The sequence below is a fragment of the Sorangium sp. So ce145 genome, from assembly GCF_051525985.1.
In the GTDB taxonomy this organism is placed as follows: domain Bacteria; phylum Myxococcota_A; class Polyangia; order Polyangiales; family Polyangiaceae; genus Sorangium; species Sorangium cellulosum_B.
This window is the reverse complement of the sequence record NZ_CP150315.1, coordinates 765,714-787,014: the sequence shown is the minus strand read 5'-3', so window position 1 is coordinate 787,014 and position 21,301 is coordinate 765,714. Positions and strand designations below refer to the sequence as shown.

General features: G+C 69.6%; 15 protein-coding genes and 1 pseudogene. 7 read left to right on the top strand and 9 right to left on the bottom strand.

Annotation, left to right across the window (positions count from 1 at the left end; genetic code table 11):
• Window positions 1-254: 254 nt before the first annotated feature.
• The 7 genes and pseudogenes from WMF34_RS02920 to WMF34_RS02890 form a co-directional block, all read left to right on the top strand.
• Complete coding sequence (locus WMF34_RS02920) at window positions 255-1,601, top strand: hypothetical protein (protein ID WP_437992346.1); 1,347 nt, start codon at window positions 255-257, stop codon at window positions 1,599-1,601.
• 55 nt (window positions 1,602-1,656) lie between these two features.
• Entirely contained in the window at window positions 1,657-2,553 is an 897-nt protein-coding gene (locus WMF34_RS02915; RefSeq protein WP_437992345.1) for an HAD family hydrolase, read from the top strand.
• A 49-nt stretch (window positions 2,554-2,602) separates the two neighbouring features.
• Window positions 2,603-3,064, top strand: coding sequence for a hypothetical protein (locus WMF34_RS02910; RefSeq protein WP_012233170.1), 462 nt, complete (start codon window positions 2,603-2,605; stop codon window positions 3,062-3,064).
• A 199-nt stretch (window positions 3,065-3,263) separates the two neighbouring features.
• A complete protein-coding gene (locus WMF34_RS02905; protein ID WP_437992344.1) occupies window positions 3,264-5,342 on the top strand; it encodes a hypothetical protein in 2,079 nt (692 codons plus the stop codon).
• Window positions 5,343-5,353: 11 nt separating this feature from the next.
• The gene (locus tag WMF34_RS02900; RefSeq protein ID WP_012233168.1) at window positions 5,354-6,346 is read left to right on the top strand and encodes a S1 family peptidase; all 993 of its coding nucleotides are present in this window, start codon (window positions 5,354-5,356) and stop codon (window positions 6,344-6,346) included.
• 364 nt (window positions 6,347-6,710) lie between these two features.
• A complete protein-coding gene (locus WMF34_RS02895; RefSeq protein WP_437992343.1) occupies window positions 6,711-7,934 on the top strand; it encodes a S8 family peptidase in 1,224 nt (407 codons plus the stop codon).
• Window positions 7,935-8,085: 151 nt separating this feature from the next.
• Window positions 8,086-8,187: pseudogene (locus tag WMF34_RS02890) on the top strand (transposase); the annotation flags it as partial.
• Window positions 8,188-8,485: 298 nt separating this feature from the next.
• On the opposite strand, the gene WMF34_RS02885 reads toward WMF34_RS02890, so the two are convergent.
• From WMF34_RS02885 to WMF34_RS02845, 9 genes are all read right to left on the bottom strand, one after another.
• Entirely contained in the window at window positions 8,486-11,890 is a 3,405-nt protein-coding gene (locus tag WMF34_RS02885; protein ID WP_437992342.1) for a GAF domain-containing protein, read from the bottom strand.
• Window positions 11,891-11,995: 105 nt separating this feature from the next.
• Window positions 11,996-12,841, bottom strand: a complete 846-nt coding sequence (locus WMF34_RS02880; protein WP_012233165.1) for a lysophospholipid acyltransferase family protein — start codon at window positions 12,839-12,841, stop codon at window positions 11,996-11,998.
• 141 nt (window positions 12,842-12,982) lie between these two features.
• Window positions 12,983-14,440, bottom strand: a complete 1,458-nt coding sequence (gatB, locus tag WMF34_RS02875; RefSeq protein ID WP_437992341.1) for an Asp-tRNA(Asn)/Glu-tRNA(Gln) amidotransferase subunit GatB — start codon at window positions 14,438-14,440, stop codon at window positions 12,983-12,985.
• A gap of 203 nt (window positions 14,441-14,643) precedes the next feature.
• Window positions 14,644-15,318, bottom strand: coding sequence for a NuoI/complex I 23 kDa subunit family protein (locus tag WMF34_RS02870; protein ID WP_012233163.1), 675 nt, complete (start codon window positions 15,316-15,318; stop codon window positions 14,644-14,646).
• Between the two features lie 11 nt (window positions 15,319-15,329).
• Window positions 15,330-17,096, bottom strand: a complete 1,767-nt coding sequence (locus WMF34_RS02865; protein WP_012233162.1) for a complex I subunit 1/NuoH family protein — start codon at window positions 17,094-17,096, stop codon at window positions 15,330-15,332.
• Window positions 17,093-18,784 carry a 2Fe-2S iron-sulfur cluster-binding protein gene (locus WMF34_RS02860; protein ID WP_012233161.1) on the bottom strand — a complete coding sequence of 564 codons (1,692 nt, stop codon included), beginning with the start codon at window positions 18,782-18,784 and terminating at the stop codon, window positions 17,093-17,095. The genes WMF34_RS02865 and WMF34_RS02860 overlap by 4 nt, the downstream gene beginning before the upstream one ends.
• Window positions 18,785-18,863: 79 nt before the next feature.
• Window positions 18,864-20,078 (bottom strand): NADH-quinone oxidoreductase subunit D, encoded by a 1,215-nt coding sequence (locus tag WMF34_RS02855; RefSeq protein ID WP_012233160.1) that lies wholly within the window; start codon window positions 20,076-20,078, stop codon window positions 18,864-18,866.
• Window positions 20,079-20,081: 3 nt separating this feature from the next.
• Window positions 20,082-20,735 carry an NADH-quinone oxidoreductase subunit C gene (locus tag WMF34_RS02850; RefSeq protein WP_012233159.1) on the bottom strand — a complete coding sequence of 218 codons (654 nt, stop codon included), beginning with the start codon at window positions 20,733-20,735 and terminating at the stop codon, window positions 20,082-20,084.
• Window positions 20,732-21,277: an NADH-quinone oxidoreductase subunit NuoB gene (locus WMF34_RS02845; protein WP_044967712.1), complete on the bottom strand. Its 546-nt coding sequence runs from the start codon at window positions 21,275-21,277 to the stop codon at window positions 20,732-20,734. The genes WMF34_RS02850 and WMF34_RS02845 overlap by 4 nt, the downstream gene beginning before the upstream one ends.
• Window positions 21,278-21,301 lie beyond the last annotated feature (24 nt).

Sequence of the window (21,301 nt, the reverse complement as noted above, 5' to 3'; positions counted from 1 at the left end):
GAGCTCGGTTGGAGCGCAGTCCCACGAGCGTGGTTGCTTGATCGGCTCCGCTCGCGTTGGCACACGGGTTGCCATGGCGATAAGGCGCCTGCCACGACGACGGAAGTCCGGCAGGACGAGACGAAATGCCCTCGACCGTGAGGCTTGCCATGCCCGGACCCAACGATGTCTCTCAATCGGACCCTAACTCGAATGCTGCATTGTGCTCGACGTGGGAAGACGATCCCGGCGCCCCCGATACGCGCGGCGTGCTCGTGAGCGTCCCCTTCCCCCTGATCGAGGATCAGCCGCTGCCCACGAAGATCGTCATGAACCCTGCGCCTGCACGGGATCGTTTCCCGGAGGGCACGCCCGGATTTCGTTTCTGGGGAGCCGCCGCTGCGCTCCGTCGCTGCTCCGACTTCTGGGGAGCCATCCTCCCTCAGAACGCGACGTGGAATCCGAGCGTCGGTCCCACCCTCGACGTCATCCTCGATGCTGGGATCGATCTGAATGCCTTTTACGATCGGCAGGCGCTCACCTTCTTTCACGGAACGGTGCTCGGCTCGACCGTGTTCTCCGGCGAGAGCCCGGACATCGTCAGCCACGAGTACGGTCACGCGGTGCTCGACAGCATTGGGGCCGGGCTCTGGAATGCCATGTCCATCGAGGTTGACGCGTTCCACGAGTCGTTCGGCGACATGAGCGCGATCCTCGTCAACTTGCAGCTCCCCTCGATGCGCGCGGCGGTGCTCGCGGAGACCGAAGGTCACCTCAATCGATCTTCACGCCTCTCGCGCCTGGCTGAGCAGCTCGGCTGGGCCATTCGACAGTTCAGCGCCAGCGCCGTCGAGCACGACTGTCTCCGCAACGCCGCCAATTCGTTCTTTTACCAGTCCGCGGACGAGCTGCCGACGTCCGGTCCTGCCACGATGCTCACGTCGGAGCCGCACTCGTTCTCGCGCGTCTTTACGGCCGCGTTCCTCGACGCGCTCGCCGGGATGTTCGCCAGCCGGCCGGGACAGAAGGAAGAGGACCTCCTGGAGGTGAGCCGGGACATGGCGTCCCTGCTCGTCGAAGCCGTCCGGAGCTCGCCGATCGTTCCCAGCTACATGAGCCAGGTGGGCGCACACCTGCTCCGCGCGGCGATGAAGAAGGACCAAGGGTATGCCGAAGCGATCAAGGTCGGGCTCGTCCGCCACGGCCTGCTCTCCATCCCGGGCGCCGTGACCGTCGCGACGGCTCACGCGCCGGTCGGCGTGGCCGCTGGGCTGGGCGGGCAGCCTGTGCCCCACGATCTCGACGTGTCGGGCTACGGCCTCAAGGTGCCCACGATCCGCGTGCAGGCGCCGTCCGCGCAGCGGCGCTTCAGCGTCGCTGGGGCTTCGAAGTCGGTCGGCGACGTCGCAGTCGCCTCGCCCGAGGACGCGGCGCGGGCGTTCTTCGAGGACCTCCTGCGGCGCGGCCGTCTCGATCCAAAGGGCTTCGCAGATCCTGCCCTCACGGTCTTCGATCGTTCGTCGTTCAAGACCCACGAGCTCGTCGATGAGCAGGGCACGGTGACCTTGTATCGGCGCCGCATCGATTGCATCCCGCGCCGCCCGCAACCCGCCCAGCTCTGATAACGACGCTCGCGATCTGCGGCGAGCCACCTTCTGGAGTCTAGGAGCACGCGCCATGGATATCCACACCATCCTCCCGCCAAGCGTCCTCCTGCTGGATTTGGGGGGCACCCTCGAGTACGGCGGAGTCGTGCTCCCGGACGCCGCAAGAGCGCTCGATGTGGTCTCTGGTTTTGGAACGAGCTCTGGGCAACGGCTCCCCGTGGCGCTCGTCTCCAATTTCACGATGCCAGCCCTGGGCTCCGGGCCCGTCGAGATCGAGCGACTCTTCCACGAATACGTCGACATGCTGAGCCATCTCGGGTTGGCCTCGTACTTTCAGCCTCCCGAGCAGCGGATCACGCTGTCGACGCAGGCCGGCGTGCGCAAGCCGCATCGCGCCGTCTTCGAGCTCGCCCTGGAGCGCCTCGGCGTGGCGCCTCGGCTTGACGCGTGCATCTTCGTCACCGAGAGCGCTGAGCACGTCGGCGCGTGCCGCGCTCTCGGGATGCACGCGCTCCGATTCGGTCCTGACGGCGATTTCGACGTGTGGTCCGCAGGCCCGCTCATCCTTGCGCGCGCCCTCGGGATCCGCGACGCCGAGGCGCTGCGGCCCGCGCTCGATCTGCGGCTCGAACGCAGGTTCGGGCGGCGGCTCCTTCGCGTCGAATCCATCGCGGACGCGAGCGACGGCGGCGCGCGCATCTCCGCGATGGTCGGCGACGCCCTGGATACCCCGACGCCCGTCGCCGCCGACATCACGCTCGCCCGGTCCGGCGACATCGCAGCGCTCGCGGTCGACGGATCCCCGGTGGATGCGCGCGCGGACGCGGACCTGTACAGACGTGTTCTCGAGGATAATGCCATGATTGCACCGGCGGGTGCCGAGCTGCCCCCGGGCGCCACGCATACGCTGGAGCCTGCCCCCGCCGGTGACATGGCCCTGCGCCGCCGCCGGTACTCCATTCTGTGATCACCGGCCGTCCGAGCCTGGACAAGCCACTCTGCGATACGAGGGTCTTATGGGACGTGAGATTGTACGCAACGACGTTATGCGAGCTCGCTCGGCAGCCAAGCGGGCGGGCGGCGAGCCTCCTCCGACGGACACCTTCACGCAGCGGCTCGTCAAGCTGATCCCGAGCGAGGTCATCGGCACGTTCCTCGTGATCGACGGCCTCCTCCAGGCCGGAGCGGATCAGGTGCCGCTCGTGCCAGTTTTCTGGCTGCTCTTCTCGCTTTTCCTGGTGGGGACGCCGCTTTACCTGTGGCGGATCGAGCAGGTCACAAGCCCATTGCAGCTCACGCTGTCCATGTTCTCGTTCGTCGTGTGGGTGTTCGCGACTGGGGGCGTGATTCGTCAGGTCATCCCCGCGTTCACGCCCGTCATGGGGGGGCTGCTGCTCGCTGCATACACGTTCGTGGCTACGGTCCTGCTTGGACCGAAGAAGGCATCGCCGGAGGGGGTGCCTTCGCCGGGGGGCTGAAACAGCACATCCCGGCTCGCGTCGGCTCGCGTCGGCTCGCGTCGGCTCGCGTCGGCTCGCGTCGGATGCAAAAGCCGCGCTGTAGAATGCAATCGAGTCGTCGGACGGCGGCTGGAGCAGCGCAGGCTCGCCACCGCGCCGTTCGGACGGAACAGCCTCGTGCTCGCTTGAGAGATCGTGCTCCCCGAAGGAGGTTGCCTTGACGATGATCGCTCTACCCAGGTATCGAATCCCACTCGCTGCGTTCATTGCGCTGACCAGCGCTGATCATCTTGCCGGTGGCGTCGCGACGGCGCAGGCGGCCGACGCAAAGACCATCGAGTTCAAGAGAGACTCGACGTTGAACACCTGGGCGCTGGCGCCTGCGCCCGGGTTGCCGTTGTCGCAAGCCGTCGAGCTCCAGATCAAGGTGCCGGCCGTGTGCAAAAACGTGAAAGCAACGCTGAAGACCGCCTCGTCCGAGACGGCGATCCAACCGGCGCACATCAGCGTCGACGCGCTCAACGGAGCGGTGGAGTTGACGCTGGCGGCAACCTGTGACGGCCAGAAGGTCGGGCCGACGGTCTACATGTTCGCGCAGCCGACGCCTCCGCCTCCCCCTCCGCCGAAGAACGAGGAAAACTGCGATCCCGACCGCGTGGGGCTGTCAGGACCGCTCCGGGTATGCCCGCAGCGCACGAAGCTGCTGGAGAGCAAGCGAAACACCGTGACGCTGCGAAGCGCCCTGCCTGGCGGCATCGACGAGCAGGCTGCGCAGATGGCCGCCGAGCTGCTGCAGATCCTGGCGGAGATCGCGGTGGATCGAGCCCGGGCGAAGGGCTTCGAGATTATCCGCAAACGCATCGACGACACGCTTTGCCGCATCGACGAGCAGGGCATGCTCATCGATCCCAAGGCTCCGCGGCCCAAGAAGATCCTCTTGCGGAAGTCCTGCGCGCTGCTCGACACCGTCCGGCTCAACGATATCGCGACGCAAAGCCAGGCGCTCCAGGCGGCGCTGGTCTCGGATCTGCTCACCTTTGTCGCGGAGGCGCCGTTCAAGTTCCTCATCGCCGCGGGGAACCGGTCCGAGGCGCTCACGACACTGGCGGTGCTCGTCGAGATGATCACGACGTCGCTCGAGATCCACTTTCATGGCGGCCACATCCAGGCGACGCTCCCCAACCCCAAGCTGGTCATCGATCAGGCGATCGAGATGACCTGGTCGTTCGGCAAGCTGGACGAGCTCACGTTCAAGATCGCGGTTCAGGCGGCGCGGCGCTGCCTGGCGCAGACCGCCGACGTCTGCGATCTGTCCGTGGATATCGAGACGCTCTTAAGCAAAGATTATAAGGAGCAGCTCGAGAGCCTCAAACCCCGCTCGAGTGAGCTCGCCCGTTTGCGCACGCGGGCCGCAGCCTTGGCCCAGATTGTCCTGGACGCGGTGAGCCCCGCGAGCGCCGGCGTCAGCCCGCGCGACCGCTGGCGCCTGACGCTGGAGGTCGTCGGCTGGCTCGCCCAAGCCGTCGTGGACAAGGAATTCCACGACAAGCCCCGCGAGCAGCACGAACGGGCGCGCGCGATCGTCGAGGACGTACAGCGCCTCTTGCTCGCGATCGTGGACGAGGATCTCCCGACGGCGCTCTCGAAAGGCGCGGCTCTCGTGTCGAACGTGCGCACCGAGAGCGGCGACGATGTGGACCAGTTCAAGGTGATGATCCGCGTCGTCGCGACGATCGGCGCGTTCGCCGCCACCTACAGCGGCGGCGGCGCCCCCGACAAGCAGCTGCACGACGTGCGCAAGAAGCTCATCGAGGATCTCGTCGATCAGATGACGGACAGGCGCGGGCGCGATAAGGACACCATCGTATCCGTCGGCGTCAACGCCTCTTTCCTAGCGACCGGCGTCGAGGCGGTGCGCGACGCGAAGGGCCACCTCGGCAGCACCCGATACATGACACCGCAGCTCGCGCTCCCGCTCGGCGTCGCTGTAGACGGGGGCTGGTTCGAGAGCTTCGGGTGGCACCTGATGGCCTATCCTATCGACATTGGCCAGTTCGCCTCGTACTCCACGAGCGAGGGGATCAACACGCCGCGCTGGGACACCATGCTGGTCGCCGGGTTCCAAGCTGGGCTCACGCTCGGTCATCAAACGCCGGCGGTCTTCGCGCTCGACGTCCGCTATGCGCCGACGCTCTTCGCTCAGACCTCGAAGACGCTCCTCGGGGACAGGCCAGGCGGCGCGCTCCGCGTCGGCCTCAGCGTCGGTTACTATGTGCCCTTCTTCGACTTTAATTGATGGAGGATATCGTGCACTATCGCGCGACAACATTGCTCCACGTCATCTGTCTCGCCGGTTGCGGCGCCGCGGGCGGGACGCGCGGAGCCTCGCCCGAGGCGCCCGCGCAGCTGGGCGCTCCCGCGGAGGGTCGCCTGCAGGACACCGAGAAATCGGGACGAACGCTGGCATTCCGCGCTCAGGCGCCGGAGGGCGAGGACATCGACCTCGAGCGCGATCCGCTGGGCGCCGATGCGTTAGAGCTCGTCCCGCTCTCCGAGATCAAGGAAAGACCGTTCGGCCTGATCGAGGCCAGGGCGGCGATGGTCCGGCACTCGCAAGGCAGGCGAGGCATCGACATCAGCACGAAGATCGTCGGTGGTGAGCGGCAGTGCGAGTGGACCGCTGTCGGAGCCATCCTGCGGAATCGCCAGGTGCACTGCTCCGGTACGTTGATCAGCCGGCATGCGGTGCTCACCGCCGCGCACTGTCTCGACACCGACGACGCGAAGCAGTTCACGTTCTCGCTCGACTGCAAGATCACGAGCGACACCCGCCCAAAGCTCGTGCGCGACGTGTGGGCGAACAAGCGATTCCCGTCGGACCGGCCGCTCCGTGTGGAGGACGCCACGAACGATGTGGGCATCCTTTGCCTGTCCGAGCATCCGGGCGTGGCCCCGATGGCCATCCCGAGCAGCGTCCTCCCGGAGTCGACGTACAGGCGGAGCAGCCTGGCGTTCGTGGGTTATGGCCTGTTCGATCCGTCGGACCGCGGGTCCCACGGAGTCCGCCGCAGAGCGGATATGGAGGTCGGCGAGATCAAGGAGGCTTGGTTCTCCTACGGGGACGTGGAGCACAACACCTGCAACATCGATTCTGGGGGCCCCGCGTTCGCCGGTGCCCTGCTCGTCGGCGTCACCTCGCTCGGCGACCGGAGCTGCAGGACGACGGGCGTGGATGCCCGTGTGGACCAGAATTTCGATTTCATCGCCGACAAGGTGAGCGCGTGCGAGCGCGGGCGTTGAGCGCCGGTCTTGACGTAGACAGCTTACAAGCATCGTCGTGGCTACAGATGATGAAGCTCCCATGGTCTATTGTGCGCGTCGGCGTTCCCATGCGCTCACGCACCGAGGGGGGACCGACGCGTGGGCCGCAAATGGCTCGTCCCCGCGGTGCGAGCCGCAAATGGCCCTTCCCCCACGGCGCGAGGGGAGCCGCACCGCGCGGATGCCGACGTGAACCCGCTCGCGGAGACACGTGAGCGTTTCGCCGTCTTATCTCTCCTCCGAGTCCCTAGCCTAGGGCTAGCTCGGTTTGTCGCATTCGGGTGCCCTCACGCCCAAGGCGTGGCGATGCCCGCCATTGTCAACATCAAGCCCCAGAGGAATTATGTCCACCCGCTACCTGATCCTCCGCGCGAACGCCAACATCGAGAAATCGGTCGATCTTTCGAGCCCTGCCGCCTGGCATCGCAGCCGCGGCGGTGCGACGCAACTCTCTATTGCCATTGAGAGCGGACGGGAGCACGACGCCGGATCACTTCGCGCCGATCCGAAGAACGCCGCTGTGCTCGACGCCGACGCGGTGTTTTCCCTCGTCCGGCCGAAGGCGCAAGCCTCCCTCCAGGCAACCGCGCTCGACGGCGCGCTGAAGACGAGTGGCGCGCTGAAGATGCCGCAGGGGCTGATCGCCGTCGGCGCCCACGCGACGAACTTCACGGGGCAAGGCGTCCGCGTCGCGGTGCTCGACACCGGCATCGACAGGACGCACCCCGCGTTCGCGGGCAAGGACATCACCTCGCGCGACTTCACTGGCGAGGGTTCGTCCCCCGAGGACGTGTCCGATCATGACGGCCACGGCACGCACTGCGCCGGCACGATCTGCGGCGCCTCCGTGGATGGAATCCGTGTGGGCGTGGCGCCCGGCGTGACGAAGATCGCTGTCGGCAAAGTCCTCGGCACGAACGGCGGCTCGCTCGAGATGCTGCTGAAGGGCATGCTGTGGGCGGTCTTCGAACAGAAGGCCGACGTGGTCTCGATGTCGCTCGGCTACGACTTGCCAGGCAACGTCCAGCGTCTCATCGACCGGGGCATGGATGCGCGGCGCGCCAGCTATGCGGCGATGCAGCTGCAGAACGACATCATCAAGGGCGTGTCAAAGCTGCGCAGGTTCCTCGAGTCCCAGGCGAAGAATGTCGTCTTCGTGGCGGCGACCGGAAACGAGAGTGATCGCGCCGCCGGCGTCGTGCTCGGCGCCGGCCTCCCGGCATCGGAGTTGTTCGGCGTCGGCGCGGTCGGCCCGACAGACGCGACCGGAGACAAGTGGAAGATCGCCGATTTCTCGAACGGACGCGCGCTCGTTGTCGCGCCCGGCGTCGACGTCGTGTCGGCAGCGGTCGACGGCGGCTGGGCGACGATGAGCGGCACGAGCATGGCAACGCCGCACGTCGCCGGCGTCGCGGCGCTGTGGGTCCATAAGCTTCGAGAGGCGGGCATGTTGAACATTCCCGGCACCGTGGAGGCGGAGCTGCGCAAGAGCACCACGAGGGCCCCGCTCGTCGACAACGACCTCGACGCGATCGGCACCGGGCTGATCCAGGCACCCGCGAACTAACTAGTTTTGCAGCAATATTTTGACAGTGCCGCGCGGAGCCTGTGCCGTATGGCTCGGGTTCTCGTCGAGCAGCAAGGCAATGGGGCGCCCGCGGTACCTGCGGTACACCTCGCGGAGGGAGGCGCCGAAGTCCGGCGCCCTCTGCTGCGCTGTGGTCTATGCCAAGCCGCCCTTCGCTGGGCCCGAGCAGGTCTTTGCGTACCTCGGTCGCTATACCCACCGTGGACCTCCGTCGGCGCCGCGCTCGGTCTCAGCACGTCCGCGCCCAAATGTCGTGGCGTCGGGATACCCCACGTGTGCGAGCCCCGCCGAGCCTGCCCTCTCTTGCCTTCTCGGGCAGGATCTCCGTAGGCCTGGCGACCGCCTCGCCCGGCCGCGAACCGGCCCGGTCCAACCCGACGTTTGCGGGACTGCGGGCAAGGCCCGAAGTGAGACATGCCGGGTGGTGTTTCATGCGCAAGCTCCCCCGCCCCCGTCTTGGCGGATGGCCAGCGCCCCCCGCGCGCTGCCGCGCACACCCCCACCCCGGCGCGTGCCCCCCGGATCCCCCGTCAGTCCTCCCGGGACCAAGGCATCAGCCCGGTCGCCAGGCACTTCACCGCCGCCGCCAGCTCGATCGGCTCGATCGGCTTGGGCACGTGCATCTGGTAGCCGGCCGCGAGCGCCCGCACCCGGTCCTCGGTCCGCGCGTACGGCGTCAGCGCCAGCGCCGGCGTGCGCCCCACCTTGCGCGGCAGCAGATCCCGCACCCGCCGGATCAGCGAGTAGCCGTCCTCCCCCGGCATCCCGATGTCGACCACGAGCAGCGCCGGCTCCGACGTCTCCAGCAGCTTCAGCGCCTCGTTGCTCGACGTCGCCGTGCTGACCTCGGCCCCGCAGCGCCGCAGCACCGCCGAGAGCATCGCCAGCGTGTCGGGATCGTCGTCCGCGATGAGCACCCGCACCCCGGTGAGCCGCGGGAACGGGTTGCGCGGGTCCGGCGCGATGCCCGCGTTCGTGAGCGCCGTCGCGGTCGCGCCCGTCGAGAGCGGCAGCTGCACCGTGCACGTCGTCCCGCGCCCGGGGCCGGCGCTCGTCACGCGCACCATGCCGCCGTGCAGCCCGACGATGTGCCGCACGATCGACAGGCCCAGCCCGAGCCCCCCGTGCCGGCGCGCGCCGCTGTTGTCCTCCTGCCGGAAGCGCTCGAAGACGTGCGGGAGCGAGTCCGCCGAGATGCCCTCGCCGTCGTCGATCACCTTGATCTCGGCGAAGCGCTCGTCCTGCGAGAGCTGCACCTGCACCAGCCCCCCGGGGCGCGCGAACTTCACCGCGTTCGAGAGCAGGTGCCACACGACCTGCTGCAGCCGCGCAGGGTCGCCCTCGACGAACACGCCCTCCGGATCGAGCCTCGTCTCGATGGCCACGCCCTTGCCCGCGGCCGACGGGAGGATCGACTCGACCGCCGTCTGCACCGGCAGCGTCAGCTCCACCGCGAGCCGCTCGATCTTCAGCGTGCCCGTCACGACCTGCGACGCGTCGAGCAGCTCGTCGATCAGCGTCACCTGGTGCTCGGCGTTGCGCTCGACCGCCGACAGCGCCCGCGTCTCCGCGACCCGATCGAGCGAGCCCGCCTGCATCATCCTCGCCCAGCCGAGGATCGCGTTGAGCGGCGTCCGCAGCTCGTGCGACACCGTCCCGAGGAACTCGTCCTTCAGCCGGTTCGCGTCCTGCACCTCGCGGTACAGGCGCGCGTTGTCGAGCGCGAGCGCGGCCCGGTGCGCCACCTCCTCCGCGAAGGCGACGTCGGACCGCTCGAAGAACCGGCCCGACTCCGACGACACGAGCGAGATCGCGCCGAGGATCCGCCCGCGCGCCCGGAGCGCCACCACGAGGTACGAGAGCGGCGCGAGCGTCCGGTTGGCCGTGGCCTCCTCGCTCGTCATCGCCTCGTGCAGCAGCACGTCCCCGCGGACGTCCGCGTAGAGCTCCGAGCGGCCCGTGCGCAGCACGCGCGCCACCGGGCCCGGCTCGCCGTCGACCCGGCTCGGGTGGAAGTACCGGAGCAGCGGCTCCTTCAGCGGGCTCACGTGCGCGGCCGCGACGTGGCGCAGGCCGAGGCCGTCGTCGATGTCGACAAGGCAGAAATCGGCGAGCACCGGCAGGACGAGCCGCGCGAGCGACTGGAGCGTGGCCGTGAAGTCCAGCGACGCGGCCAGCGCCGTGCTGAGCTCGGCCAGGAACGCGAACCGCCGCGCCGCCTCCTCGGCCTCGGCCCGCGCCGCCTGCACCCGGATCAGCCGGGCGCGCTCCTCCTCGGCCCGCTTGCGATCGGTGATGTCGCGGTGGATGCCGACGAGGAACAGCGGGCGACCCTCCTGGTCGTGGACCGCGTACGCCGTGATCTCGATCGGCACCTCGGAGCCGTCGCGCCGCACGCACGGGACCTCGCCGACGAAGGTGCGCGCGTCCTCGATCTGCTGGAGGATCCGGGCCGTGCTCTCCTCGCGGACGTCCTCGCGGTGGAGGAGCGCCATGCTCTTGCCGACGATCTCCTCGGACAGGTAGCCGAAGATCGACTCGGCCTCGCCCATCCAGTACCGGATGTTGCCCTCGACGTCCGTGACGAGGATGGCCTCGGGCATCTGCTTCAGCACCTCGTGCGAGAGGTGCATGGCCTCCTCCGTCTGCAGCGCGGAGAGGCGCGCCCGCTCGAGCGCCTGCGCGCTCTGCTGGACCAGCGCGAGCATGAACGCCCGGTCGTCCTCGGTGAACGACTGCGGCGCCGAGAAGCCGAACCCCACGGCGCCGAGCACGCGCCCCTCGAGGAAGAGCGGGATCGCGGCGTACGCGCGCTCGCCCGTCGCGATGCAGCACGACGCGAAGCCCGGCTCGAACTCGCCGAAGCGCCCCTCCGAGTCGAGGAAGATCGGCTGCCGCTCCCGGACCGCGCGCGCGAGCGGCAGCTCCGCGCCGAGATCGAAGCTCTTGAAGCGCGCGATCTGCGCCTCGAGGTAGCCCGTCGAGCGCACCGTCTCGAGCTCGCCGCCGAGCCCGGCGCGCAGCGCCACCACGCCGGTCATCGCCCCGGCGGCCGCGACGACGTCGCTCGCGAGCACGCGGAGCACCGCGGGCGGCGTGATCGCGTCGGACAGCGCGGCCGTCACGGCGAAGAGCCACGCGGCCCGGTCCGCGCTCCGCTCCGCGGCGTGGCGCGCCTCCTCCGCCTTCCGGTAGAGGTAGGCGTTGTCGAGCGCCAGCGCCACGCGGTGCGCGAGCTCTGCCGCGAGCACGAGATCATCCGCGGAGTAGATGCGGTTCGACTCCGAGACGCCGAACGACAGCACGCCGAGCTTGCGGCCGCGCGCGATGAGCGGCACCGCCATCGCCGACCGCGTGCCGAGCTGCTCCAGCGCGGCGGCGCGCTCGGCGGCCTCGTCGCTCTTGTCGCGATCGAGCTCGTGCAAGAGCTCGGACTCGCCGCTGTGCAGCACCTTGGCGATGCCGAGGCGCTCCTCGGCGTCGGGCGAGATCGCGCGCAGGAGCCCCTCGCGCTCGGGGTTCACGTGCTTCGCGGCGACGCGGCAGAACCGCCGCCGCGTCGCGCCCGCCTGGCCCGCGCGATCGGAGCCCGCCGGGTCGGAGTCCGCGGCGGCGCGATGGCGCCGGGCCGCGTAGATGCCCGCCACGGGCGCCGGGTCGATCCCGTCCGGCCCGGCCACGAACGTGGGACCGCCGTCCGACGACGGCGGCGGCGGCGGCACGGAGCCGACGAGGCCCATCGCGTCCGCGGCGCCACGCTCGATGAGATCGACCGTGCACCAGTCCGCCAGGTAGGGCACCGACAGACGCGCGAGCCGCTCTAGGATCGTATGAGGGTCAAGCGATCCGGTGAGCTGCTCGCTCGCGTCCGCCAGGAACATCAGCTCATTATGGATCGCCCCTCCGCGGGGCGGCTTCAGGACCTGCCATGCCATGGCGGTCTCGCTAGGGTTGCCTTCACGCTCCATGGGGTCGCCGGCGGCCCGCATCGTAGCGAGGGCCGATCGCAGAAGCCAGCGGCGCAGGCGAGAGCGCGGCGCCTAACCGTCTGCGGCGAGCCGCGCGCGGGCGCGGTGGACGAGCGCCTGGACGGCGCGGTGCGATTGGTCGCGCACCTCGCCGACGTCCTGGCCTACCGTGGCGATGGGCGCCCCGACCTCGAGCGCCACCGGAATACGTCGCGCACGGCTCACCCGGGCCATGTGTGCCGTGAACGATTCGTCGACGTAGGAGGACTCGGCGCCGCCGTACACGAGCCCCACAGGGACGATCTCCGCGCCGACGCGGCATGCCGCGGTGAAGCCGCCCGCGCGGAACGGCCGCACCTCATCTCCGGAGAACGTGGTCCCTTCAGGGTAGACCATCACACCACGGCCGCTCTTGAGCGCGGAGGACATCGCCTGGACGACCGCAGAGCCGCTGCGCTTGCTGGAACGGTCCACGAAGAGCGTTCCGACGCGGCGCGCCGCCATGCCGATGACCGGCCATCCAGCGAGGTCGGCCCGGCTCACGACCGTGGCCTCGAAGAAGGCGAGCGTGATCATGATGTCGAGCGCGGAGCGGTGGTTCATCACGAACAGCCGGCCGAGCCCAGCGGCGTCACGCCCAGGGCAGTACCCGGCGCCCACCGGATCGGCCGCGCCCGCGGCGCGCCCTGCCGCGAGCTCATCACGGACGAGGCCGCCCGCACGCGCGTCGAGTCCGTAGAGCTTCAGGAGCGCGCGCCCATAGCGGCGCATCCATGTGTGGAGGACCACTTCGCGGTCGGCCGCGGGCGAGATCGCGGTGTCGACCTCGAGCAGGCCGTACATGCCGAAGGTGAGGCCGACGAAGCCGGCCGTGCGGAGAGGGAAGCGGAGGGCGTCGAGGGGACGAGCGCTGACCATGCGTCGGATGTCCTGCCCGCTCGGGGCGATCGTGGGACCAGGGCTTCAGCGAGGCGGAGGCGCCGGGCGCGCCCCGGCTCGCGCGGCGAGAGCGCCTGCCGGCGGCACCCTATTTCACGCTTGCGGCCGGAGAAAGCCCCGTCACCCGCCCGTGGCGGGAGCTCCGTCGAGCAGCCGCTTCAGCACGTCGTTCACGACGGCCGGGTTCGCGCTGCCCCCCGTCTTCTTCATGATCTGGCCGACGAAGAAGCCGAACAGCGCGGCCTTGCCGGCGCGGTACGCCGCCGCCTGCTTCTCGTTGGCGGCGATGACCGACGCGGCGACCGCCTCGATCGCGGCCGCGTCGCTCATCACGGCCATGCCCTTGTCGCGGACGATGTCGCCGGGCGCCCGGTCCGTGCCGGCCATCTCCGTGTACACCTCCTTGGCCTGCTTGCCGCTGATCGCGCCCTCGTCCACGAGGCGGAGCAGCGCGGCCACCTGGCCGGGGGCGACCGGGAACGTCGCGGAGAGCCCCGTCGTCCGGGTGTCGCGCAGCACCTCGCCCTGGACGAAGTTCGCGACCTTCACGGCGTCGCCGTGGAGGCGCGCGGCCTCCTCGAAGAACGCCGCGATCTGCGGGTGGCCTGTCAGGACCGACGCCGCGTACGGGGTGAGGCCGAGCGACTCGGTGAAGCGGCGCCGCTTGTCGACGGGCGGCTCCGGGAGCGCGCCGCGCACGTCGGCGAGGAACGCCTCGTCCACGACGAGCGGCGGCAGATCCGGCTCGGGGAAGTAGCGATAGCCGGACTCGTTCTCCTTGTCGCGGAGGAGGTACGTCTCCTTCTTCTCGGCGTTGTACCCGCGGGTCTGCTGCCGGACGCGGCCGCCCTGCTCGATGAGCGCGATCTGCCGCCGGATCTCGAGGTCGATCGCCTCGGCGACGAAGCGGAACGAGTTGATGTTCTTGAGCTCCGTCCGCGTGCCGAGCTTCGTCTCCCCGACCTTGCGGACGGAGACGTTGGCGTCGCAGCGGAAGCTGCCCTGCTCGAGGTTGCCGTCGTTCACGCCGATGAACATCAGGATCTCGCGCAGCCGCTTCAGGTACTCGGCCGCCTCCGCGCCCGAGCGGAGGTCGGGCTCACCGACGATCTCGATGAGCGGCGTGCCGGCGCGGTTGAGATCGACGACCGACAGGCCGCCGATGCCGTGGACGTTCTTGCCGGCGTCCTCCTCCATGTGGACGCGCGTGATCCCCGCGCGCGTCTTGCCCGCCTCGGTCTCGATCTCGAGCTGGCCGCGCAGCGCGAGCGGCCGATCGAACTGGCTGATCTGGAAGCCCTTCGGCAGGTCCGGATAGAAGTAGTTCTTCCTCGCGAAGACGCTGCTCTCCTGGACGGCGCAGCCGAGCGCGAGCGCGGCGCTCACCGCCATCCGGACCGCCTCGCGGTTCAGGACCGGGAGCGCCCCCGGGAGGCCGAGGCAGACCGGGCACGTGTGCGTGTTCGGCGGGTCGCCGAAGCTGGTCGCGCAGCCGCAGAACGCCTTGGTCCGGGTGAGGAGCTGCGCGTGGACCTCGAGCCCGATGACCGCCTCGAAGGAGCCGTACGTCGTCGCCATGACCCGGCCTTCTAGCAGAACCTCGGCCGGACGAGAGGCGAGATGCCCGGGCTACGCCGCCCGGGGACAGGCGGGAACAGCGCAAGGGCTCGCGGAGGCCGGAGCGCGCCGGCTCCGCCGCGCAGAAGGAAGATAGAGAGGGGGGTCGAGAGCGCGCCGGCTCCACCGCCCGGCAGACAGCGGCCTGCCGGGGGATGAGCGGCTCAGTGATCCGCGTGGTCGCGCGTCAGGCCAGGGTGCGTCGGGTCGCCCGGCTCGTGGCGCTTGTTCGCGGTCAGCCGCGAGCCCGAGCGATCGGAGAGGCTCATGAGGAGATCGCGCCGGTAGATGAACTGCTCGCGCGAGTCGTAGGGCACCGCGTGGAGGCCGGTGTCCATCCGGATGGCGTCGACGGGGCACGCCTCGACGCAGAAGCCGCAGAAGACGCAGCGGAGCTCGTCGATGACGAAGCTGCTCGGGTACCGCTCGTAGCCTTTCCGCCGATCGCCGTCGGGGTACTCGGCCGGCTCGATCGCGATGCACTGCGCCGGGCACGCCGTCGAGCAGCAGAGGCACGCGACGCAGCGGGGCGAGTTGTCCTCGCGCAGCGTGAGCCGGTGGATGCCCCGGAAGCGCTCCGGGTAGGGGCGCTTCTCCTCGGGGTAGCTGATCGTCGTGACGCCCGGCTCGAGCGCGTGCAGCACCGGGTCGGGCTTCTGGCCGAGCACCATCTCCTTCGTGTTCTTGAAGAAGTGCTTCATCGTGATCCCCAGGCCCTTGACCATCTCGGGGATGTAGGCCTGGACATCGGCGCTCCGGGTCGGGCGCGGGATCGGCTTGCCGGCGACCGGCCTGCCGGCCGGCTTCGTCCACGTGGTGCTGGGGGTAGCTCTCGCCATGAGATCCTCCTCTACGCCTGCTGCGGCGACGCCTTGGTGCCCCCCGCCGCGGCCGCGAACCGGGACGAGGTGGAGTTGACGGTGCGCTGGCGCTCGACCGGCTCGAGCAGGCCGGCGATCAGCGCCACGACCGCCGCGAACCCGCCCAGGGCGACGACCGCGTGGGTGACGTCCGCCGCGACCTGGAGACCGCCGACGAGCCCCGCCGGCGCCGAGTCGACGGCCAGCACGACGACGCCCGTGACCATCATGTTGACGATCGTGAGCGGCAGGAGCTTCGTCCACCCGAGCCGCATCACCTGGTCGTAACGGAAGCGCGGCAGCGTCCAGCGGAAGAAGACCTGCACCCACGCCATGAGGATCGTCTTGCCGAAGAACGCCAGCACGTAGGTCAGGCTCACGGCGAAGTGGGTCATCTTGTACTGGAAGAGCGTCGCGTCGCCGAAGGCGATGTTGATGCCGTCGCGGTCCAGGAACGGCAGGTGGTAGCCGCCGAAGAAGAGCGTGACGAGGAGCGCGCTCGACGTGATGAGCTCCACGTACTCGCCCGTCATGAACATGCCGAACTTCATCCCGGAGTACTCGACGAAGTAACCGGCGACGATCTCGCTCTCGCCCTCGGGCTGATCGAACGGGATGCGCTTCGTCTCGGCCGCGAGGGCCGCGAGGAACAGGATGAACGCGAGCGGCTGGACGAAGATCCCCCACGTGTGCTCGGCCTGCCACTGCACCATGTCGCCGAGCCGGACGCTGCCGTAGATGATGAAGAGCCCGACGATGCTGAGGCCCATCGCGACCTCGTAGCTGACCATCTGGCTCGCGGCGCGCAGGCCGCCGAGCAGCGAGAACTTGTTGTCGCTCGCCCAGCCGGCGAGCGCGGCGCCGATGATGCCGGTGCCCGCCATCGCGAAGATGTAGAGGATGCCGACGTTGAGGTCCGCGACTTGGAGGTTCACGACGTGGCCGCTGCACGTGAACGCCTGATCGACCGTCCGCTTGAGCAGCGGGAGGTCCCCGAAGCCGAAGACCCCGTCGCCGTTGTCCTCGAAGCAGAGCTTGTCGCCGAACGGGATGACCGCGAACGTCACGAGCGCCGGGAACATCGCGAGCAGCGGCGCGAGCGAGTGGAGGAGCCGGTCGGCGTTCTTCGGGATGAAGTCCTCCTTCCAGATCATCTTGATCGCGTCGGCCGCGGCGTGGAGCGTGCCGAGCAGCCGCAGCGGGATCTTGCCCTCGGGCACGCGCAGCGCCGCGTAGGCGCCCGTGACGAGCAGCAGCGCGCCGAGCAGCACACACGCGATCCGCGCGACGATGGGCGCCGCCGAGAGCGGGACCGCCTGCGTCAGGAAGAAGACCGCCACGTGGGCCATGACGCCCCCGTAGAAGATGTTGCGGGGCTCGACGCGGGCGAGCGCCTCTTCCGCCGGGTTGATCGGGCCGCCGCTGCGGGCCGACGCGCAGAACACGATCAGCCCGAGCCAGGCCACGGCCACCGCGAACTGCGCGGCGGCCACCATCGTCTCGGCCGCGGCCGGCGCGGACGCCGGGCGCGTCGCCGTGAACACGGAGAGCGCCGCGAGCAGCGCCGGCGGGAAGAACACGATGCCCCGCACGACCAGGGACGGCAGGTAGACGACCGCCCGGTTCGGGCCGACGCGGTCCTGCACCATCGCGCCCTGGCGCCGGTCGGCCCAGGTGGCGATCGCCGCCATGTTCAGCAGGAACAGGACGACGATGAGGATCTTGACGATCGCAAGAACGAGCTCGACGCTGGTCATGCCGTGGCCTCCGTCTTCTTCGGCTCGACCCGCGCGCCGTCGGCGGCGGGCGCCGGCGCGGCGTGCGCAGAGGGCGCCGCGGTGGGAGCGGCTGCCCCGGCTGCTCCACCAAGCGCCGCGCCGGGCGGCATCGCGCGGCGGAGCTCGGCCAGGGTCTTCCACCCGGTCTCGTACCCGAGCGCGCGCCCGAGCCGGCCGATGAGCTCCCAGGCCGGGCGCGCGTCGCCGTGCGGGAGCAGCGCCCGCTCGCTCCGCTGCGCCAGGCCCTTGCCGTTCACGTACGTCCCCTCGGCCTCGGCCCAGGAGCACGCCGGCAGCGCGACGCGCGCGGCCTTCGCGAGCGGCCCCTCGTGGGCGGCGATCGTCACCACCCCCTTCAGCCGCGAGAACGCTCGCTGCGCCTCGCCCGCGTCGACCTCGAGGTCCGACCCGAGGGCGACCACGTACGCGTACTGCCCGGACGCGATCCCCTGGATCAGCTCCGCGACCGGGCGCGGCGGGGTCGCCGCCGCGATCTGCACGGCGCCGCGGGTGTTCGGGTTCTTGTCCTCGCTGATGAGGATGTCGTCGCCCTGGCCGAGCGGCTTGCCCGACACGAAGAAGTCGGTCGCGCCGAGGTACGTCGTGGCGAGGTGGTAGAGCGCGAAGTTGTCCTCGTTCGAGTGCTGCGCCGACAGGACGATCGCGACCTTCGCCGGGTCGTCGCCGTGGCCGGCAAGCTGCTCCTTGGCCGCGGCGAGCGCGTCGTCGACGCTCGCGTCGTCGTTGCCGACGAGCGCCGTGAGCAGCCGCCCCTCGACCGCGTGCCGGTACGAGAGCATGCCCTCGTCGCACATCCAGTACGTGTTGACCGCCATGTTCTCGCGGGGGCGGTGCCGGTACGGCGTGTTGTTGCGCGGATCGTAGTCGAGGTAGGCGTTGCAGCCCGTCGCGCAGCCCTGGCAGACGGTCCGGGCGCTGCGGAGGAACCAGACGCGCGCCTTGAACCGGAAGTCGCGCGACGTGAGCGCGCCGACCGGGCAGACGTGCTCGGTCATGAGCGTGTAGTTGTGGTCGAGCTCGCGCCCCGGCGAGACCGTGATCTCCCCGAGGTTGCCGCGCTCGCGGACGGAGAGCACCGGATCCCGGGCGAGCTCGTTGCAGACGCGGATGCACCGCGTGCAGACGATGCAGCGCTCGGCGTCGTACACGATGGTCGGGCCGAACGTGACCGCCTTCGGCTTGTGCACGGGCTCCTGCCGCATCCGCTTGCCCTTGCGCTGGTGCTCCAGCCAGTAGTCCTGGAGGCGGCACTCGCCGGCCTGGTCGCAGATCGGGCAGTCGACCGGGTGGTTCAGCAGGAGGAGCTCCTGCACCGCCGAGCGCGCCTCGGACACGTGGTCGCTGTTGTCTGACAGCACCTCCATGCCGTTCGCGCAGGCCATCTGGCAGGCCGGCTGGAGCTTCGGCTTCGCCGCCGGCACGTAGTCCTGCTTCGCCGCGTCCCAGCGGAGGATGTCGAGGCTCATCGCCGGCCGCCCCGGCGGCGGCAGCACCTCGACCAGGCACATCCGGCAGTTGGCGGCGACGCTGAGGCCCGGGTGCCAGCAGTAATGGGGGATGTCGATCCCGGCGCGGTGCGCCGCGCGGATGATCGTGTCACCGCTCTCGAAGGGGATCTCCCTTCCGTCGATCTTGATCGTAGGCATCGTGCTCTCGATTCCCGGCGGGGCCGCGGAGGGCCCTTGCTTTCCTAAGTCGATGACGGGAGCGCTCCTCGCGCCGTCGCTAGTGGTCGCACTCCCCGCCGATCATGTTGAGGGAGCCGAAGGTCGGCACGACGTCGGGGATCATCAGCCCGGTGATGAGCTGGGAGAGCCCCTGCGTCGTGGCGAAGCACGGCGGACGGATGCGCACGCGGTACGGCGTGCCGCTGCCGTCGGACACCAGGTAGAAGCCGAGCTCGCCGTTGCCGGCCTCGGTGTACGAGTAGCACTCGCCCGCGGGGACCTTGATGCCCTCCATGACGATCTTGAAGTGCTGGATGGTCGCCTCGATGGTCGTGTAGACCTCCTCCTTCGGCGGCAGCACGATGCGCGGATCGTCGATGTTGATGGGCCCCTCGTCGGGCATCTGCTCGAGCGCCTGCTCGATGATCCTCCCCGCCTGGCGGATCTCCTCCTGGCGGCACATGAACCGGTCGTAGTTGTCGCCCCGCGTGCCGACCGGCACGTCGAACTCGAAGCGGTCGTAGACCATGTACGGGTTCGCCCGGCGCACGTCGTAGGGCACGCCGGTCGCCCTGAGCACGACGCCGGTCCAGCCGAGCGCGAGCGCGTCCTCCTGAGAGATCTGCCCGACGCCGTCGAGGCGATCGAGGAAGATGCGGTTCTTGAGGATGAGCTTCTCGGCGTCGTTCACGAGGGCGAGCACGCGCGCGAGGCCCACGCGGACCATCGCCTTGAAGTCGGCCGTGGGCGGCCGCGCCATGCCGCCGACGCGGCCGAAGCTGTGCGTCAGGCGCGCCCCCGTCTCCTCCTCGAAGATCTCCCAGAAGATCTCGCGCGCGCGGCACAGGTAGAGGAACGGCGTGAACGCGCCGAGCTCCATGCTCATGGCGCCGCTGCAGATCATGTGATCGCAGATGCGCGCCAGCTCGCCGAGGATCACGCGGTAGTACTGGCAGCGCTCGGGGACCGTGACGCCGAGCATCTTCTCGACCGCCAGCGCGAAGCCGACGTTGTTGAGCATCGGCGAGACGTAGTTGAGCCGGTCGACGTACGGGAAGACCTGCGACCACGTGCCGCGTTCGCACATCTTCTCGAAGCCGCGGTGCAGGTAGCCGATCTGCACGTCGGCCTTGTTGATCGTCTCACCGGACAGCTCGAGCACGATGCGCACCGTGCCGTGCATCGCCGGGTGGGACGGCCCCATGTTGAGGAGCATCGGCTCGCTCGGTAGGTCGAGCTCGGCCTCGTCCAGCTCGCGATCCAGGGGTTCCATGGGTCAGCTCCGCTCCTCCAGCGCGCCCGCGCGCTTGCCGTTGCTCACGGCCTCGTCTCCGTCGATCGACGCCCCAGGGCCGCGCAGCGCGAAGTCGTGCGACTGGCGGCCGAAGCTCATGCCCTCGTCGGGGCCGAACGGCGGCAGCTTGCCGGTGTTCGGCACGTCCCGGAACGGGATGAGCGGCTGGATGCGGTTGGCCGGGTAGTCCTTGCGCAGGGGGTGCCCCTCGAACTCCGGGTACATCAGGATGCGCCGGAGATCCGGGTGCCCCTTGAAGACGATGCCGAGCAGGTCGTAGCACTCGCGCTCGAACCAGTTCGCGCCCTTCCACACCGGGACGATCGAGTCGATCTCGGCGCCGTTGCCCTCCTCGTCGCCGACGCGGGCCTTGATCCGGATGCGGTGGTTGCGCTCGAGCGACCGCAGGTGGCAGACCACCTCGAAGCGGGGCACGTCGCCGCGCCAGAGGTAGTCGACCGCGGTCAGGTCGACGAACATGTTCATCAGGGTCCGCGGGTCGTTGCGGAGGAACAGGGCGGCGTCGCGCCACACGGCGGGATCGAGCACCGCCGTGTCGTCGCCGAACTGCGAGTGCGTCTCCAGCACGGCGCCCGGGAACTGCGCCGTGAGGAGCTCTAGGACCTTCTTGCTCATGGCAGGCTCCGCTCCTTGCGCTGGAGGGTGACGAGGTGCTCCGTCGTCTGCGCCGGGTCCTCGCGCGGCTTGACGATCGCCGGCGTGCGATCGCCGCGCGCGATCTTGTCCTGGAGCAGCATGAGGCCGTCGAGCACCGCCTCGGGGCGCGGCGGACAGCCGGGCACGTAGACGTCGCAGGGGATGACCTTGTCGATGCCGGCGACGGTCGTGTAGTTGTCGTAGAAGCCGCCGCACGAGGCGCACGTGCCGAAGGCGAGCACCCACTTCGGGTCCGCCATCTGCTCGTAGATGCGCTTGAGCGCGGGTGCCTGGCGCTGGCTGATGGTCCCCACCACCCAGAGCAGGTCGGCCTGGCGCGGCGAGAAGCGCGGCACCTCGGCGCCGAACCGCGCCATGTCGAAGCGCGGGCTCGCCATCGCCATGTACTCCATGCCGCAGCAGGCCGTCACGAACGGGTACTGGAACAGCGAGTACTTCTTCGCCCAGTTCAGCAGCGCGTCCACGCGCGTGGTCGCGAAGCCGTGCTCGGAGCCCTCCATCACCCGCGTCGAGGGCCCACCGGC

Coding starts and splice junctions, on each gene's coding strand:
- WMF34_RS02915 (WP_437992345.1), top strand. CDS start 1,657: ATGGATATCCACACCATCCTCCCGCCAAGCGTCCTCCTGCTGGATTTG.
- WMF34_RS02910 (WP_012233170.1), top strand. CDS start 2,603: ATGGGACGTGAGATTGTACGCAACGACGTTATGCGAGCTCGCTCGGCA.
- WMF34_RS02895 (WP_437992343.1), top strand. CDS start 6,711: ATGTCCACCCGCTACCTGATCCTCCGCGCGAACGCCAACATCGAGAAA.
- WMF34_RS02885 (WP_437992342.1), bottom strand. CDS start 11,890: ATGGCATGGCAGGTCCTGAAGCCGCCCCGCGGAGGGGCGATCCATAAT.
- WMF34_RS02880 (WP_012233165.1), bottom strand. CDS start 12,841: ATGGTCAGCGCTCGTCCCCTCGACGCCCTCCGCTTCCCTCTCCGCACG.
- gatB (WP_437992341.1), bottom strand. CDS start 14,440: ATGGCGACGACGTACGGCTCCTTCGAGGCGGTCATCGGGCTCGAGGTC.
- WMF34_RS02870 (WP_012233163.1), bottom strand. CDS start 15,318: ATGGCGAGAGCTACCCCCAGCACCACGTGGACGAAGCCGGCCGGCAGG.
- WMF34_RS02865 (WP_012233162.1), bottom strand. CDS start 17,096: ATGACCAGCGTCGAGCTCGTTCTTGCGATCGTCAAGATCCTCATCGTC.
- WMF34_RS02860 (WP_012233161.1), bottom strand. CDS start 18,784: ATGCCTACGATCAAGATCGACGGAAGGGAGATCCCCTTCGAGAGCGGT.
- WMF34_RS02855 (WP_012233160.1), bottom strand. CDS start 20,078: ATGGAACCCCTGGATCGCGAGCTGGACGAGGCCGAGCTCGACCTACCG.
- WMF34_RS02850 (WP_012233159.1), bottom strand. CDS start 20,735: ATGAGCAAGAAGGTCCTAGAGCTCCTCACGGCGCAGTTCCCGGGCGCC.
- WMF34_RS02845 (WP_044967712.1), bottom strand. CDS start 21,277: ATGGAGGGCTCCGAGCACGGCTTCGCGACCACGCGCGTGGACGCGCTG.